Below are 16,454 nucleotides of genomic sequence, written 5' to 3'. Positions count from 1 at the left end.
TTAGTAGTTGTAGGCGCGTTCTCCGTGATCGGACAGGTCCAACCCCTCGCGCTCTTCGTCTTCCGACAGGCGAAGCCCGATCGTCTTGTCGATGATGAAGTAAAGCACCGCTGAACCGATGCCCGACCACAGCAGGGTGATCGCGACGGCCTCGAACTGAATCATCAGGTGCGCGCCGATGTCATACGTGTCGGGAACTGCCGGAAACACAGCATAATTAATGACGCCCTGCCCCCCCAATGCCGGCGCAGCGACGATCGCGGTACCCAACGCGCCGACAATCCCGCCGATGCAGTGGACGCCGAATACGTCGAGCGTGTCGTCATATTTGAACTTGTTCTTCACCGTGGTGACGAAGAACCAGCAGATCGGCGAGACGATGAAGCCGAGCAGGATCGAGGTCATCGGCGCGGCGTATCCACTCGCCGGCGTGATCGCGACGAGCCCCGCCACCGCACCCGAGGCGGCTCCCAGCATCGACGGCTTGCCGTGAGTTACCCGCTCGACCAGCGCCCAGCTCACCGCAGCAGCGGCAGTTGCGACGAAGGTGTTGATGAACGCGACCGCGGTCACGCCATTGGCTTCGAGGTTGGAGCCGGCGTTGAAGCCGAACCAGCCGACCCAGAGCAGGGAGGCGCCGATCATCGTCATCGTCAGCGAGTGCGGCGGGGTCGCGTCACGACCATAGCCGACGCGCTTGCCGACCATGATGCAGCCGACCAGGCCGGCGATCCCGGCGTTGATGTGGACCACCGTGCCACCGGCGAAGTCGAGCGCACCCTTGCCCCACAAGAAGCCGTAGTCGGTCGGCGCGTCGGGCAGGAAGTCGGGACCCGCCCAGTACCATACCATGTGCGCAATCGGGAAATAGACGAGGGTCAACCACGCCACCACGAACACTATGATCGCCGAGAATTTCATGCGCTCGGCGAAGGCGCCGACGATCAGCGCCGGGGTGATGCAGGCGAAGGTCATCTGGAAAATAACGAACGCATATTCGGGGATGTAGACGTTGTTCGAGAAGGTTGCGGCATAGGTCGAGGCCGATACACCGGCGAGGAACAGCTTGCTGAACCCGCCGACGAACAGCGGTGCGACGCTGCCCGCCGAGGTGAACGCCATGGTGTAACCCCAGCTAACCCACACCAGCGCCGCGACCGAGACGATCATGAACACCTGCATCAGCACGCTGAGCATGTTCTTGGTGCGGACGAGGCCGCCATAGAACAGCCCGAGCGCGGGGACCGACATCAGCAGGACGAGCGCCGACGAGACCAGCATCCACGCCGTGTCGCCCTTGTTCGACATCGTCGCCTGCGCGACGGCATCGGGTGCCTTGACCATCGCCGCTTGTGCGAACGCTGGCGCGGACATGGCGAACAATGTCACGGCCTGCGCCGCCTTTTTCAGTAATAGCCCGGGTGCGAACCGCATCGAATCCCCCTAATATTGTGCATTGCAGCAGACGGCTCGCGGCGGTTCTCGTCAATCAATACGGCGGTTTTGGGCGGGTGAAATGTTGACGCGAGCGCGCTCCCTACGGTCAAGACGTTGATGTTCTTACCTCTTTTTATACAGTGCGAAGTCTGGCCGGACGCGCGGGGAGTCGGGATCGCGGGTTGCAGCGGTCGTCGGCAATAATTTTCGACGGATCGGCGGTTTTGCTCTGCCGTCGGCTTCACCTGTCACGGCTTTGCCCTATGACGCGCATTATGTTGAGAGTGACGCTCGACCAGCGAATCCGTCCAATCATCCTGTCCGGGGGAGCGGGGACACGGCTGTGGCCGCTGTCGACCGCCGAGCGGCCAAAGCAATTCCTGCCGCTGGTCGGCGATTCGTCGTTGCTTCACCAGACCTTCGCGCGGGTTGCCGACGCGGTGCTGTTCTCAGCTGCGACCGTTATCTGCGGCGCAGGGCATATCGAGCAGGTCGAGGCGACCGCCCGCGACGCCTCGGTTGGTGCCCCGCGAATCATCGCCGAGCCCGCCGCGCGCAACACCGCCGCCGCAGTCGCGCTGGCCGCCCTCACCGCGGCCGATGACGACGAGCTGCTGCTGATCCTGCCGAGCGACCACCATATCGCCTACCCCGAGGCGTTCCGCGCGACCGTCGACGCCGCCAGAGCCGGGGCCGAGGCCGGGCTGATCGTGACGTTCGGGATGAAGCCGACACGGATCGAAACAGGGTTCGGTTATGTCCAGACCGGCGCGCGACTGGCGGGCGCGGTGCTGCGGGCGGAGCGCTTCATCGAGAAGCCCGCCGCGGCACGCGCCGAGGCGATGATCGCGAGCGGCGACCATTTGTGGAACGGCGGCATCTTCCTCGCCACCGCGCGCACCTTTATCGAGGGCTTCGCGGCGCACAGCCCGGACATCCTCGCCGCCGTCCGAGCGTCCTTGAGTGAGCCCGGCGCGATGATCGTCACCCCCGACCGCGAGGCGTTCGCCGCCGTTCCCGCGCAGGCCTTCGACCATGCGGTGATGGAGAAGTTCGACCGCGTCGGGGTGATCCCGTCCGACTTCGGCTGGTCCGACGTCGGCAGCTGGCTCGCGGCGTTCGACCATGCGCCGCGCGACGGCGACGGCAATGCGGTCGAGTCCGGATCGGTCGTCATCGGCGGCGCGGGCAATCTGGTCCGATCGAGTGGCCCACAGATCATCGCGCTCGGCGTCGAGGGTCTGATGCTGCTCGCCACCGACGATGTCGTGCTGGTTGCGCCCCTCGCCGACGCCCAGCGCGTGCGCGAGGCGCATGCCTGGTACCAGGCCAACCGGAAAAACTGATGCAGCGGCTCGCGGCCCGCATCATCGACAAGCCGTGGGGGCGACGTGGCATCGACCCACGCTTCGGCGCCGACCCGGCGCGGCAGATCGGCGAGATCTGGTTCGAACAGGCCGATCGCGCCGAAGGGCAGCGGCCGCTCGACGTCTTGGCCAAATATCTGTTCACGACCGAACGGCTGTCGATCCAGGTTCATCCCGACGAGGAGACCGCGCACGCTCGCGGATTGCCGCATGGCAAGGACGAGTGCTGGCTGGTGATCGACGTCGAACCCGGCGCCGAACTAGGCATCGGCACACGGACAATAATGTCCGCCGAGGAGTTGCTCGACTCCGCCCTCGACGGCACGATCGAGCGCCACATCGACTGGCGGCCGGCGCTTCGCGGGCAGTTCATCTATAACCCCGCCGGCACAGTTCATGCGCTTGGGCGCGGGCTGACGGTGCTGGAGGTCCAGCAGTCCGCCGACGTCACCTATCGCCTGTTCGACTATGGTCGCCCGCGCGATCTCCATCTCGCCGAAAGCCGCGACGTCGTGGTGCCCCGGTCGCATGCCCACCCCGCCGATCGCCAGATCGACGAAGCGGCAAGTGCGGTGTTGGTCGACGGGCGTTTCTTCGGCGTCGCCTGGTGCCACGGCGTCGCCCCGCCCCTGCCCTCGTCAGCCACCAGCATTCAGCTGCTGCCGATCGATGCTCCGGTCGAGGTTGAGGGCGAGCAGTTGCTCCCCGGCCAATGCGCGATCCTCGACGGTGATCCGACCATGCTTCGCTCGAGCGGCGCATTCGTCCTCGCCTGGTCCAACGCTAGCGCTTGACCCGCCAGGTGACGACCGACGAGGCGGCGTAGTTCCACACGACGCCGACCGCGACCCCGGCGAGCCCGGCCAGCCACCAGATCCCCTCCAGCCGATAGACCACGGCGCCGACCCCGACATTGCCGATCGCGCCGACCAGCCCGACCGCGTAGAAACTGGCGAGGCCGCGCCACAGGCTGACCCCGCGCAGGCGCATGTCGCGAAACGTCAGGCTGTTGTTGAGGAAGAAGTTGCCAGTCATCGCGACCGCGACCGCGAGGCTCTGGGCGAACTGGAACGGGAGGGTCGCCGCGATCCCGCCGCCGAGCACCGCGAGATGGACGACGAGGCCGAGCGAGCCGACCATCGCGAACATCAGGAATCGCACCGGCAGGAAGCGGCCGAACATTTTTTCGAGCAGCAGGATGGCAAATTCCTGCGCGACCCGGGCGTCGAACTTTGATGTGCCGTGGAGCCGGTTGCGGAAGGTATAGGGCAGCTCGGCAATCTTGAGCCGGGTCGGCGACGAGGCGACGAGGTCCATGAGGATCTTGAATCCGATCGACGACAGGTGCGGCATCGCGGCCTCGACCACGTCGCGCCGAACCGCGAAGAAGCCGCTCATCGGGTCGCTCATCTCGGCCTTGAGCAGGCGCCGCGAGAGGGCGGTTGCGAAGCGGCTCATCCGTTCCCGAGAGGCGTCCCAGTCGCCGGTCGATCCGCCTTCCTGGTAGCGCGTGCCTACTGCGAGGTCGTTGCCCTGCTCGGCCACCGCCCAGTAGAGCTTGGGCAGCAATGTCTCGTCATGCTGGAGGTCGCCGTCGATCACCGCCAGCACTGGCGCGGCGCTCGCCAGCATTCCCTCGATCACCGCCGACGACAGGCCGCGCCGCCCGATCCGCTGGACGATGCGGACCCGGGGATCGCTGCGTGCCATCAACCGGGCAAGCGAGGCCGTGCCGTCGGGCGAATTATCGTCGACGATCAGCGCTTCCCACACGATCCCGTCGAGCGCGGCGTCGATTCGCTCGATCAACGGCGCGAGATTGTCGGCCTCGTTGAGCACGGGAATGATCACCGCCAGCTCGAGGGGGGAAGCGGGGCTGGGAAACAGGCGGGTCATGTGCGCGGCACCATGAGGCGTAGGCCGTCGCTGTCAACAACGATAGGCCGCATTGCGGCAATGATGCGGGCTATGACCGGGCTTGGCGAAGCGCCCCGGGTCGGTCACAGAGGCGCGTCGAGGCCCGGCTGCGGGCGCCCCGCCGAACAGGATCGATCGTACGACATGGTGTTACAGCGTAACGCGGACGGGGGTGCGCAGCGGATCGCGATTATCCTTCACGACTTCGCCTCCGGTGGGACCGAGCGGATCATCATCCGCCTGGCTAATCTGTGGGCCGCAGCCGGCCGCGACGTGACGATCCTGTGCGGCAGCGAGGCCGGTCCGGCGCGCGGTCTCGTCGGAGCAGGTGTCGCGGTGTGCGAGACGATACCCGCGACTCCGCGCGCGATCGGGTCCCGACGGCGACTGGCGCAGCGCCTGCTCCACGCGTTTTCAGAGCGACATTATGACGTCATCGTCGGGCCGGGAAATTATCACCTGCCGATCCTCGCCAATCTGATCTCGCGCGGCGTGACGATCCCGATTGTTGCAAAGCTCAGCAACCCGCTCGAGCGCGCCGACCTCGGCTCGCTCTCCCGCGCGCTGTTCCGCCGGGCGAAGCGCGCGCAGGCCAAGGGGACAGCCCAGCTCGTCACCATGTCGCAGGCGCTGGCCGTCGAGGCGCGGCGGACGATCCCGAGCGTGCCGATCAGCGTCATTCCGGAACCGATCATCGACCGCCCGCTCGCACCGCTCGATATGAAGCCCGACGCGACGACCCCTCGCCTGCTCGTCGCCGGGCGCCTCGTTCCGCAGAAACGCGTCGCGCTTGCGCTTCAGATGCTGGCCGCCTGGCACCGGCGCGACGCCCGGCTGACGATCGTCGGCGACGGCCCCGAACGCGCGGCGCTCGAGCAACTGGCGATGAAATTGGACATAGCGGATCGGGTCTATTTCGCCGGGCAGGTGCCCGACCTTGCACCGTGGTTCGCCGAAGCCGACGTGCTGCTGTCGACCTCGACCTATGAAGGCTACCCGGCGATCCTCGTGGAGGCGATCGTCGCCGGGGTGCCGGTCGTCACCACCGCGTCTTCGGTCGCGTTGCCCGAAATCCTGTGCGACGCGAGCTTCGGCGCGATCGCAACCGCAGAGCCGACAGCCCTCGCCACCGCGCTGGACACGTTGCTCAGCGGACCACCGGTCGACGAAACCGCCCGCCTTGCCCTCGCCGCTCGCCACGAGGCATCCACGAGCGCCAAGCGCTGGCTCGACCTGCTCGACCGGGTCGTGGCGGATCGGGGCTGAAGCATGTCACCCGTTTCCGTCGCGCCATGCGCCGGACCGGCCGCGCGGCTTATCGTTCATGCCGAAGGATAGATTTCAGCCGCTCGGCGATCGTCCGACCGGCCGCCTCGAAGCGGTCGGGTCCAAACTGCTCCAGAACGCGAACGCGCGCTGACTTGCCCATTGCCGCCAGATTTTGTGGGTGCCGCAGCAGGCTTTCCAGCGCCTCGGCGAGCGCTTCCGGGTCACCCGGCGGGACGGTTAGCCCCGTTCCCTCAACGATGCTGTTGGGCAATTCGCCCACCGCCGAGGCGAGCACCGGCAAGCCCGCCGCCATCGCCTCGTGCGCGGCGACGCACAGCCCTTCCCGGCGGGACGGCTGGAGGTAAAGATGGAGCCCTGCCAGATAGTTGCGCGGTTCAGCGACGAAACCGCTCAATCGTATATCAACGCCAAGTGATCGGGCCTGGGCCGCCAGCGCCTCTCTCTCCGCCCCCTCTCCCGCCAACGTCACTTCGATCGGTGGCAAGTCGGCGACGCCGCGCAATCGAGCGAGCGCATCGATCAACACGTCATACCCTTTTGCCTGGTGCAGGCGCCCGAGGCTTCCGACGCGCACCGGTTCGCCGTGGTGCCACGGCGTGGCGCGCGGCGCGTTCGGATCGGCGGCGAACAATGGCCAGACAAGCACCCGCTCGGCCTCGACCACGAGGCGATCGCGGGTCAGCTGGGCAACCTGTTCGGAATCCGCCACCCACAGCGACGAGCGTCGCTGGAGCAACCGCAGCAACCGCCGATTTGCGGGCTTGAGGAAAGCGTTGTGCTGCCAGCTCACAACCGGCGTTCGGCCCGCCGCGAGCTGGCCAAGGAGCGTGGCGCGCGTCAACGACGTCCATATCAAAGCCGGGGTCAGCTCTCGAAACTGATGCCGCAGCCAGCGCAGCGCCGCCAGGTGGTCCGTCTCGCCGCCCTCCCGCACACGAACCGCGATACCCGCTTCCTCGAGCGCCGGGAGGGAGCGCCCGTCGCGGCGTGACAAGGCGAGGACCGTCACGTCAAACCCTTCGCGCCGTAAGAGTTGCACGACGCCGACGACGGGTAGCGCCGCGCCGCCGCCCTCGACCGAGCTGATAACATAGGCGATATGGATCATCGCAGCTGGACTTTGCGGTCGCGCTCGCCGCTTGCCCGCGCAACGAACAGCAGCAGGAGCGTCGACGCCGCTAGCGATTGCACGAGCGCGTGCAGGCCAGCACCGGCCAGCCCGAAGCGCCACAGCAGCAACGGCAGCAACGGCAGCGTCGCCAGCGCCGTTCCCATGTTCGCCGCGACCGACAGCGCCGGGCGCCCTAGCGCGACCAACGCGGCACTCGCCGACGGGCCGACCAGCAGGGCCGCGCGCGCGGCGGTCAGCCACAGCAACAGCCCGGCGGCCCCGGCATAGGCGGGTCCGCCGATTGACACCGCGATCTGACGGCCGAACAGGACCAGCAGCAGGACCACGGGCAGCGCGGCGGCAAAAGCGATGACGATGCTCTTGCGCAGTGCCTGCCGCAGCGGCGCGCCGTGCCCCCCGGCAGCGATCAGCCGGGCAAGCTCGGCATAGGTGGCTTGACCGAGCACCTGCGCCGGGACCGCGAGCACCGTCGTCACTCGCTGGGCGAGCGAGAAGAAGCCGACCGCGGTCGCGCCGCTGACCCAGCCGATAACCAGCGGAGCGATGCGCCCGGCCAGTTCACTGAATGTTACGTCAGCATTGGCGCCGATCATGAACCGCCAGATGCCGTCATTCTCCTGTGTTACTCCCCTGATTGACCCACGCAGGGGGATTGCGCCCAATTCGCGTCGCGCCACCCACAGCCCGATCGCCCACAGCGAGGCCCATTCGGCCAACGCGGCGAACAGCCATGCGACAAGGAAACCATGAAGCCCGGCGTCAAGCGCCGCAGCGATGATGGCCCCCGCGAGCCGCACCAGCGGCGCGGCGACGGTATGCCAGCCGAGCAGGTCGAACCTTCCGCTGAGTTGGAGGTATCCGGCCGGGGTCGCCCTGATCGAGGCGAGCACGGCAAGGCTGTACGGCACGGCGAACCCGACCGCGACCGGCGACCAGCCGAGCCGCGCCCCCAGCATCGGCCCGAGCACCGCCGCGGTCGCTACGGCCAGCGCCCCCCCGGCAAGCTCGACCGCCCCGGCGAAGCGAAGCAGTCGGCCCAACCGGTCATGATCCCTGGCCTCCAGCGCCTCTGCTCCATAGCGGACAATCGCGTGCCAGCCGGGAAATTCGATGATCCCGCCGACTGTCATCGCGAAGGTGTGGACCAGAATCAGCACGCCGTAATCGGCCGGGCCGAGCGCGCGCGCGGCGATGATCATGTAGAGCAGGCTGATCACCCCCGCCGCCGCCTTGCCGCCGATCAGCCGCGCGAGATTGGCGTAGATCCGCCTGACGACCGGGTCGGACACGCGGTCGGTCATGCGCGAACCCCCGCAATACGCGCGATCGCCCTGGCCGCGCGAACGGCAGACGGCTCGTCGGTCAGGTCGAAGCTGTGCGCGAACAATTGCTCCTGAACCGGCCGGTAGACAGTCTCGAACTCGCCCCGGGCGCGGACGAGTCCTTCACCGAGGCTGGCGATATCGTCGATCACCGGGCCGGTGCGCCAATGGGTGAAATTCGGGTTGCCGCGCCAGTCGCTGCCGTGCGCATCGACGAACAGGCATGGCCGCGCGCGGAGGAGGAACTCATAAACCTGGCTGCTCACGTCGCCCAGGTAAATGTCGGCGGCGTTGGTATAGGCCATCGTCGTCGAGGCGCGGCTGCCGGTGTCGATGAAGATGTTCTCGGCTTGTTGCCAGCGCGGCTCGATGCGGCCCGGCCGTGCCATTCGCAAGCGGTCGATCGAAATGGTCACAGGGCGTTCGAATAGCATCACGTGCGGGGCGAAGATCAGCTGATATTCCGGGTGTGCGACAAACCAGTCCATGATCGCCCGGCCGAACCGGTACCACGACGACAGATGCGGCGACGGGTGCGGGTTGTAGATCACCACCGGGCGGCCGTCCTTCGCGATCGGAAGGTCGGCGCGCGTGTCGCGGTGGAGGTCGAACTTGGGATAGCCGACCAAGTGCAGCCGGTCGGACGTCACGCCGGCGTCCGCCACCAGCCGCTCGCCGATCTTGGGGCCCGAGATGAGCACCGCGTCGAACCCCGCGCTGGCCTTGTCGAACCCGATCGCGCGGTCGCCTGCGCCGTGGCGGGTGTGGACGATCTTGAGGTTCGTCAGCTCGAATCGCCGCTTCAGCGCGAGCGAGGTTTTCTCCGCCACCACCAGCACGTCGAGCGAGCGGAAAAAGTCGAGATTGTCGCTGAGCACAAACCATTTTCGCACCGGTAACCAGCGCCCGACGAACCGCTCGATCAGCCGCGCCATTCGGGTTCGCAGCCCTAGCGAAACCACCGACACGCCGCGCCCAATGGCATCTCCGGCGAGCAATTCGACCTCGGTGCGAATGCGTTCGCTCGTCGTCGCCAGAATAATCTCGGCCCCCGCCCCCATTTCGGCCAAACGCAGGGCGATCGGCAGAATGTGCGCGACCTGATGCAGCTGGTCGTGATTGAACAGGAAACCGATCCGCACTGTCTGTCCCACCCCGCGCATGGCCAGTTCTTTAGAAGCTCGCCGCGCCCGCGCAACATTCCCCCGTTGCGACGCGCGCTCGCTTGAGGCAAGGCGCGCCGATGACTAGCATCAAGATCACCGACCGCTCGGGCGCCGAGCGCAACGTTACCGCCAAGGACGGCCTCAGCCTCATGGAGAATATCCGTGACGCCGGGTTCGACGAACTGCTCGCGCTGTGCGGCGGCTGCCTGAGCTGCGCCACTTGCCACGTCTACGTCGGCGAGGAGCATCTCGATAAGCTGTCGGCGGTCAGCGAAGATGAGAATGATCTGCTCGACAGCAGCGACGCTCGCCTGCCGAACAGCCGCCTGTCGTGCCAGATCACGATCAGCCCCGAGCTCGAAGGCCTCCGCGCGACGATTGCGCCGGAGGATTAACCGCTAATTTCGTGCGCGGCGGGTTTCGACCGCCTGCGCCAGCCGGTCCATCAGCGCGACGCTGTCGTCCCAACCGATGCAACCGTCGGTGATGCTCTGGCCATAGGTCAGCGGCTGACCCGCCACGAGCGCCTGCTTGCCCGCGACGAGGTGGCTTTCGATCATCAGCCCGAAGATGCGCTGTTCGCCGCCGGCGATCTGTCCAGCGATGTCTTCGACGACGAGCCGCTGATTGGCCGGGTCCTTGTTGCTGTTGCCATGGCTGGCGTCGACCATCAGCCGGCACTCGACCCCGGCCTTGACCGATTCGGCGCAGGCCGCGGCGATGCTCGGTGTGTCGTAATTGGGCGCCTTGCCGCCGCGCAGGATGACGTGGCAATCGGGGTTGCCACTGGTCGAGACGATCGCCGAGTGGCCGCCCTTGGTGACGGAAAGGAAGTGATGCGGCTGGGACGCCGCCTGGACCGCGTCGAGCGCGATACGCAGGTTGCCGTCCGTGCCATTCTTGAATCCGACCGGACAGGACAGCCCCGAGGCCAGCTCGCGATGGACCTGCGATTCGGTGGTCCGCGCCCCGATCGCGCCCCATGACACCAGGTCGGCGACGTATTGCGGGGTGATCATGTCGAGGAACTCGGTGCCCGCGGGCAGCCCCATCTCGTTGATCCCGAGCAATAGCTCGCGCGCCGTGCGCAAGCCCTTGTTGATATCGAACGTGCCGTCGAGATCGGGGTCATTGATCAGTCCCTTCCAGCCGACCGTCGTCCGCGGCTTTTCGAAATAGACGCGCATGACGATCTCGAGCGAGCCCGACAGTCGCTCGCGCTCGGCCGCCAGCCGCGCGGCATATTCGAGCGCCGCCGCCGGATCGTGGATCGAGCACGGTCCGACCACCAGCAGCAGCCGGTCGTCGCGTCCGTCGAGGATCGCGCGGATCACATCGCGGGCACCGAACACCGTCGCCCCGGCCCGCTGGCCGACGCCGAATTCGCGCAGCAGATGCGACGGCGGCGCAAGCTCCTTGATATCGGCAATGCGGACGTCATCAATCTTCAGCGACATGTTGATTCTCGGCTGTGGCAGTCCCGAAAACGGGATCCCGTCGCCGCTAGCAGCCTCGATCGAAGATGTCGTGTCTGTTTATGGTGCAGTCCCAGTGGTCACGCCGCGGCGGCGACGTCGACCTTCTCAACCCATTCGGGCCAGAATATCGGCTCGCGGTTCGACCAGCCCGGCGCGGTCGCCGCGCTTTCGCTGATCGACTGGAGGAGCAGCCGGCGCCGATCGGGATGGAGGTGTGGCAGCGCCGATGCCGCGCAGAACGCCGCGGGCAGCCACGGCCGAGATCCCGCGCCGAGCAGCCGCTCGTAAAGGAAGCGGTAGGCGGCGAAGGTCGGCAGCCGGTCCTGGCCAAGGTCGAACGCGACGAGTGTGACGAGCATGCCGAGGAATGGTTCGATCATGTCGAGCCCGCTGTCGTCGGGCACGTTGGCGCGAAGATGATCGAGCTGCTTGTAAAAGCGCGCCTGGGCCCGGATCGATGCGGTTTCGCCTTCGTCGCGCGACCAGGTCTGGATCGGGTTCGACCGGCCATAGGCAACGTCGAGTGAACGGCGAATATAGCGCTGCGTCGACTTTGGAAAACTCGCGAATTCCTTCATTTCCGACAGCAGCAGCGCGCCCCCACTCGGCTGGCTGGTCCTGGTCGTCATGTCCCCGGCTCCTTGTTCCTGGACGGGATCATGCGGCTATCTCACTTGCGAAATGATTAACCACGAGCCCACCCCTCATTCATCTTGAATCAGAGGGGACGCGCGGCGGCAACTTGATTATTTCAATATGGAGTCATTGATTCGACTATGTGCTTTTTCCGCCACGTGGGCTAAGTCTCGGAAATCGCTTTATTCCGGGAATTGCGACGAGGGGACCGGGTCGTTGCCGCCGGGTTGAGTCGCCGAGAGTGGATCCGAGGCGTCCATGGATTGGTCCGATCCGACGTCAATTTGTGCCTGCTTGTCCTCGGGATGTTTTTTCAGCTTCAGTTCGAGCTCCCGTTCAGGGTCGCGCTGCTGCGTCGGAGCGGGCGGAGCGTCGGGCTCGACGGGCACCTGGTCGTTGATGCTGGTATCGGTCATGCGGAACATCTCCTTTGTCTCGGGTGTGAACGAGCCGAGCCCGATTGCCGTTCCGTCGCCGCATCACCGAAATTTCGATCAGCGGCGGGTCGGCATCGGCGGAAGGCGGGTGACCGGCTCGACAGGCGGGCCGGTTCGCGCCAGACCCGGCAACATGGACGCGATTACCTCGACCGGCGGCCGCGTGAGCGACGACACGCTCGACGAACCCACTCGCCTTTTCGCCGGGCCACGACATTTGTTTGACGACTGGCAGATGGCGGCCAAGTCCATCTTCGGCTTCTGGCTCTTTTATGGAGCGACCGTTGTCGCTCGCGCCCTGCTCAGTGGCGACGCGCTGACCACCATTCAGAATCGCGCGGTGACGATCGCCGGCGGGATCCTGCTCACATTCCTGGTCTATGCCGCGATCGCGATAGTTGCGCGCGATGGCACAACCCGTCGCCGCGCTCTGGTCGCCGTCGTCGCGTCGGTCATCGCAGCCTCGGCCGAGTCCGGCCTATTGCTGCTGTCCGACCGCTGGCAGCATGAGCCTCAGGACGGAATGCGCTTCCAGGCGCGCGAAGGCTTCGTCGTCATTCAGAAGGGCCTACAGGTTCGCATCGAACGTCATGCGTTCGAACCGCTCATCCTGACCCTGCCGAAAATCAGCGAACTGGATGGCCACGACGTTTTCCGCGTCGCCGCCGACGCCGCCGTAGTGTGGCTGTTCTTCTTCGCCGCGTGGAGCAGCTTCTATCTCGCCGCTCAGGCGCAGCGCGACGCCGCCGGCGCCCGCCAGCGCATCGCCGAGGCGGAGAGTACCGCTCGCGCCGCGCAGGTCCGCGCGCTCAGATATCAGGTCAACCCGCACTTCCTGTTCAACACACTCAATTCGCTATCGTCGCTGGTGCTTGCCGACCGCACGGTCGAAGCCGAGGCGATGATCCTCAAGCTGTCGGCTTTCTTCCGCTCCTCGCTGACGCTCGACCCGACCGCCGACGTCACCCTCGCCGACGAGATCGCGCTCCAGCAGCATTATCTCGACATCGAGATGGTCCGTTTCCCCGCTCGATTGCGGGTCGAGGTCGATGTCGATCCAGGGCTCGAGACCGCGCTGCTGCCCGCGCTGCTGCTTCAGCCGATCGTCGAAAATGCGATCAAATATGGCGTTTCGGCGACGCGTGAGAGGGTCGTGCTGACCATCGCCGCGCGCCGATTGTCGACGACCTCGCTGCTCCTCACCGTCACTAATCGCAGCGAAGGCACCGCGAGCAGTGCCGCGAAAGAAGCACCCATCGACGGCACCGGGACCGGTCTCGTCAATGTCTGTGCACGGCTCAAGGCGCGGTTCGGTGATGCGTCGACCTGCACGTTTGGCGCGCTCGACGAAGGTGGCTATGAAGTGCGCATGACCATGCCCTTCGAGCCCGGCCTTGCGAACGGCTGACAAGCCGCCATTGAAGGTTCTGATCGCCGACGACGAGCCGCTCGCCGCCGGGCGGCTGCAGTTGCTGCTTGCGCGGTGCGAGGGTGTCGATCTCGTCGGCACTGCCAGTGACGGCGATAGCGCGGTGCGAATGGCCGAGGCGCTTGGCCCCGATCTGTTGCTGCTCGACATCGCCATGCCGGGTCTCGACGGGATCGAGGTCGCACGCGCTTTGGCCGCGCGGCGTCCGTCGCCGGCGGTGGTGTTCATTACCGCGTTCGACCAGTTCGCGGTCGCGGCATTCGAAGTCGCGGCGGTCGATTACGTCATGAAGCCGGTCGAGCCGGCGCGCCTCGACCGTGCGCTCGACCGCGCCCGCGCCTATCTGCGCACCCGCGGCGAGCAGCAGCCGGGCAGTCTCGCGTCGCGCTATCTCGAGGAATTCTGGGCGTCAGACCTGTCGGGACTGGTTCGCATCGCGACCCGCGACATCGACCGTGTGTCGGCCGAACGCGACTATATGCGGCTCCACGTCGGCGCGCGCAGCTGGCTGATCCACCATTCGATGAACGCGCTCGAGGACGGGCTCGACCCCGCGACCTTCATCCGACTGCACCGTTCGGCGATCGTCCGTCGCTCCTTCATCGCCGGCTTTTCGCGCAATCCATCGGGCCGCTGGATCGCGCGCCTGTCCGACAATAGCGAACAGCCGGTTGGTCGGCTCTACTCCGACGCTGTCCGGGAAATGGCCGGCCGCTGAGCGCCAGGATCGAAGCGGCGGCGAGAGCGAACATCATCATCGCAACGACCCCTTCGGGCGGGTCGGCGGGATGCCTAACTGCCCTCGAAGACGGTGTTACGCCGCCGCGCGACCGCTCCCGTCACGGCCACATCCATCGTCACATTGCCTAGCGTGCGAAAGATGTCGGGGATCGTCTCGACCGCGATGAGGATCGCCAGGGGCGCGATCGGTACGCCCATCGCCAGCGCGATCGGCGCGACCGAGGTAACGAAGCTCAACTGGCCAGGCAGGCTGACCGTCCCGAAGGTCGTCGTCGCCGCCACCGCGACGCCTGCCGCCAGCGCCAGCGGGGTGAGGCCGATGCCAAGCCAGTGCGCGACATAGATCGCCACCCCGATGTTCATCGCCGGGCCAGTGGCACGGAACAGCGCGACGGCGAGCGGCAGCGTGATATCGGCGCTCTTCTCCTCGACCCCCAGCTCTTTCGCCGCGCCGAGCATCGCCGGCAACGAGGCGAGGCTCGACTGGGTCGAGATGGCGACCGCCTGCGGCGCAATCATGGCTCGCGCGAAATCTCCGGGCGACCACTTAGCGGCAACGATTGCTACGCCATAGGCGGCGAGCAGGATCGCGACGCCGAGGCTCGAGACGAGCAGCACATAATGAAGTACCGCCCCGAATGCCGCGCCGCCCGCCCCCGCGCCGACCGCGAAGGCCAACGCGAACACCCCGACGGGCGCCAGCCACAGCACCCAGCTGATGAGCACCAGCATCGCCCCGGCCAGCGCTTCAAAGAAGCTTGCCAGCGGGCGTCGTTTTTCGTCGGGCAGGCGGGTGATGGCGAAGGCGAACAGCGCGGTGAACACGACCAGCTGAAGGATGGATCCCTCCGCAGCCGCCTTGACGATGTTGGCCGGGATGATCGAGCGGACGAAGTCGGCGAACCCCGGAACCGCGGCGGCGGTGGCATTGGTGTCGACCTCGGCCAGCCCGGCGCGCAGCGCAGCCGCCGCAGCCTCGGGCAACGGGAATAGCCCGAGCAGCGCCGGCATGACCAGCGCACCGAACAGCGCCGAGCCGGTCAGGATCGAAACGAACCACAACATCGACCGTCCCGCGACCCCGCCCTGTCGGGCCGCGTCGCTGCCGCTGACGATGCCCGTCACCAGCAGTCCGACGATTAGCGGGATGACGGTCATCTTGAGCGCGTCGAGCCAAAGGCCGCCGATGGTCGAGGCGAACCGGACCGCCGGTTCGCGCCACGCGTCGCCCTGCCCCGCCGCCACCGCGCCGATCAGCAGCCCGGCGAGCAGCGCGCCGAGCACGCGCCAGGTTGGTCCGATTTTTAACGGGGGTCCGATCCTCAACAGGGGTCCGATCCTCAACGCGGTTTCCGGAAGCGATAGACGAAGCGGTCGGTCTTGCCGCGGATCGCCGGGTCGAACACGTTCTTGGAATGGTCGTCGTCGGGATTGCGCAGCAGGTCGAGCGAGCCGACCAGCTTCAGCCCGTGCGCCTTGAAGTCGGCTGCCGCGAAGCTGTCCTCGATCCGGTGCAGCGCCTGCGTGTCGGCCTTGCCGCTGCCCGGTCGCGCCTCGTGGTCCACGATCAGCAGCACGCCGCCCGGCTTCAGGCCGGCCACGATCTGGTCGATGAACTGCCCGGCGTCGATCGCCGGCCAGCCTTCGTTCGGCTCGACCACGTACAGGTCGTGGTAGGACATCACGATCAGCGCACCGTCGAGCGTTCCCTTGCCCAGGTTCATCGCCGACGGCGGCAACACTTCGTAGCGCACGTTCGGCAGCCGGTTGCCGGCCAGGCGCGGTTCGCGGCCCTTCTTGGAGAATCCGTCGTAGGGCTGGTTGTTGATCAGCCGCACCGATCCGGACGGACCGACGATGTCGGCGATCAGTTCGCTGTAGTAGCCGCCGCCGCCGAAAATGTCGGCGATGGCATCGCCTGGCTTGAATCCCGCCAGCGTGAGCACTTCCTGCGGATGGTCGCGCAGGTCACGCTCGCGGTCGGTGTCGATGCGTTTTGGGTCGGCGATCGCCGCGGCGACGCGCGCCTCCACCGACTGCGACACCGCCGCCGGCGCCGCGCTGGCCGCATCGGCCGACGCGGTCGAACCCGCCATCGCCCC

At 66.7% G+C, this 16,454-nt stretch carries 16 protein-coding genes; 6 read left to right on the top strand and 10 right to left on the bottom strand.

All coding sequences use genetic code 11. The features are described 5' to 3' along the window. On the bottom strand, positions 1 to 1,374 hold the full coding sequence (locus Q0R27_RS05195; RefSeq protein WP_293941913.1) for an ammonium transporter: 1,374 nt from the start codon (positions 1,372 to 1,374) through the stop codon (positions 1 to 3). 326 nt (positions 1,375 to 1,700) lie between these two features. On the opposite strand from Q0R27_RS05195, the gene Q0R27_RS05190 reads away from it, so the two are divergent. Both Q0R27_RS05190 and Q0R27_RS05185 read left to right on the top strand, forming a co-directional pair. Then, positions 1,701 to 2,783, top strand: a complete 1,083-nt coding sequence (locus tag Q0R27_RS05190; protein WP_293941776.1) for a sugar phosphate nucleotidyltransferase — start codon at positions 1,701 to 1,703, stop codon at positions 2,781 to 2,783. Continuing rightward, on the top strand, positions 2,783 to 3,598 hold the full coding sequence (locus tag Q0R27_RS05185; RefSeq protein ID WP_293941773.1) for a class I mannose-6-phosphate isomerase: 816 nt from the start codon (positions 2,783 to 2,785) through the stop codon (positions 3,596 to 3,598). Before Q0R27_RS05190 ends, Q0R27_RS05185 begins: the two co-directional genes overlap by 1 nt. On the opposite strand, the gene Q0R27_RS05180 is transcribed toward Q0R27_RS05185, so the two are convergent. After that, complete coding sequence (locus tag Q0R27_RS05180) at positions 3,588 to 4,700, bottom strand: glycosyltransferase family 2 protein (RefSeq protein ID WP_293941770.1); 1,113 nt, start codon at positions 4,698 to 4,700, stop codon at positions 3,588 to 3,590. The genes Q0R27_RS05185 and Q0R27_RS05180 overlap by 11 nt on opposite strands. A gap of 72 nt (positions 4,701 to 4,772) precedes the next feature. On the opposite strand from Q0R27_RS05180, the gene Q0R27_RS05175 reads away from it, so the two are divergent. Beyond that, a complete protein-coding gene (locus Q0R27_RS05175) occupies positions 4,773 to 5,987 on the top strand; it encodes a glycosyltransferase (RefSeq protein ID WP_293941767.1) in 1,215 nt (404 codons plus the stop codon). Between the two features lie 49 nt (positions 5,988 to 6,036). Here the strand turns inward: Q0R27_RS05175 and Q0R27_RS05170 are convergent, their stop codons facing one another. The 3 genes from Q0R27_RS05170 to Q0R27_RS05160 are packed head-to-tail and all read right to left on the bottom strand — an operon-like array spanning position 6,037 to position 9,628. Beyond that, a complete protein-coding gene (locus Q0R27_RS05170; protein WP_293941764.1) occupies positions 6,037 to 7,119 on the bottom strand; it encodes a glycosyltransferase in 1,083 nt (360 codons plus the stop codon). Continuing rightward, positions 7,116 to 8,444: an oligosaccharide flippase family protein gene (locus Q0R27_RS05165; protein WP_293941762.1), complete on the bottom strand. Its 1,329-nt coding sequence runs from the start codon at positions 8,442 to 8,444 to the stop codon at positions 7,116 to 7,118. The genes Q0R27_RS05170 and Q0R27_RS05165 overlap by 4 nt, the downstream gene beginning before the upstream one ends. After that, complete coding sequence (locus Q0R27_RS05160; protein ID WP_293941758.1) at positions 8,441 to 9,628, bottom strand: hypothetical protein; 1,188 nt, start codon at positions 9,626 to 9,628, stop codon at positions 8,441 to 8,443. Before Q0R27_RS05160 ends, Q0R27_RS05165 begins: the two co-directional genes overlap by 4 nt. 80 nt (positions 9,629 to 9,708) lie before the next feature. On the opposite strand from Q0R27_RS05160, the gene Q0R27_RS05155 reads away from it, so the two are divergent. After that, complete coding sequence (locus Q0R27_RS05155; RefSeq protein WP_293941755.1) at positions 9,709 to 10,026, top strand: 2Fe-2S iron-sulfur cluster-binding protein; 318 nt, start codon at positions 9,709 to 9,711, stop codon at positions 10,024 to 10,026. Positions 10,027 to 10,029: 3 nt separating this feature from the next. Here the strand turns inward: Q0R27_RS05155 and Q0R27_RS05150 are convergent, their stop codons facing one another. The 3 genes from Q0R27_RS05150 to Q0R27_RS05140 all read right to left on the bottom strand — a co-directional run bounded on the left by Q0R27_RS05150 (position 10,030) and on the right by Q0R27_RS05140 (position 12,161). Next, the gene (locus tag Q0R27_RS05150; protein WP_293941753.1) at positions 10,030 to 11,088 is read right to left on the bottom strand and encodes a 3-deoxy-7-phosphoheptulonate synthase; all 1,059 of its coding nucleotides are present in this window, start codon (positions 11,086 to 11,088) and stop codon (positions 10,030 to 10,032) included. Between the two features lie 98 nt (positions 11,089 to 11,186). Further along, entirely contained in the window at positions 11,187 to 11,738 is a 552-nt protein-coding gene (locus tag Q0R27_RS05145; RefSeq protein WP_293941750.1) for a hypothetical protein, read from the bottom strand. A 189-nt stretch (positions 11,739 to 11,927) separates the two neighbouring features. After that, the gene (locus tag Q0R27_RS05140; protein ID WP_293941747.1) at positions 11,928 to 12,161 is read right to left on the bottom strand and encodes a hypothetical protein; all 234 of its coding nucleotides are present in this window, start codon (positions 12,159 to 12,161) and stop codon (positions 11,928 to 11,930) included. Between Q0R27_RS05140 and Q0R27_RS05135 the strand changes: the two genes are divergently transcribed. Together Q0R27_RS05135 and Q0R27_RS05130 are read left to right on the top strand one after the other, a co-directional pair. Further along, entirely contained in the window at positions 12,160 to 13,590 is a 1,431-nt protein-coding gene (locus Q0R27_RS05135; RefSeq protein WP_293941744.1) for a histidine kinase, read from the top strand. The two genes, Q0R27_RS05140 and Q0R27_RS05135, sit on opposite strands and share 2 nt — an antisense overlap. A 10-nt stretch (positions 13,591 to 13,600) precedes the next feature. After that, positions 13,601 to 14,329, top strand: coding sequence for a LytTR family DNA-binding domain-containing protein (locus Q0R27_RS05130; protein WP_293941741.1), 729 nt, complete (start codon positions 13,601 to 13,603; stop codon positions 14,327 to 14,329). Between the two features lie 74 nt (positions 14,330 to 14,403). On the opposite strand, the gene Q0R27_RS05125 is transcribed toward Q0R27_RS05130, so the two are convergent. Both Q0R27_RS05125 and Q0R27_RS05120 read right to left on the bottom strand, forming a co-directional pair. Then, positions 14,404 to 15,678, bottom strand: coding sequence for a cation:dicarboxylase symporter family transporter (locus Q0R27_RS05125; protein WP_293941738.1), 1,275 nt, complete (start codon positions 15,676 to 15,678; stop codon positions 14,404 to 14,406). 14 nt (positions 15,679 to 15,692) lie between these two features. Next, the coding region (locus Q0R27_RS05120) for a hypothetical protein (protein ID WP_293941735.1) at positions 15,693 to 16,454 on the bottom strand (762 nt) is incomplete at its 5' end.

Origin of the sequence: Sphingomonas sp. (assembly GCF_025362505.1) — a bacterium.
GTDB lineage: Bacteria > Pseudomonadota > Alphaproteobacteria > Sphingomonadales > Sphingomonadaceae > Sphingomicrobium.
This window is presented reverse-complemented; position numbering and strand designations above follow the sequence as displayed.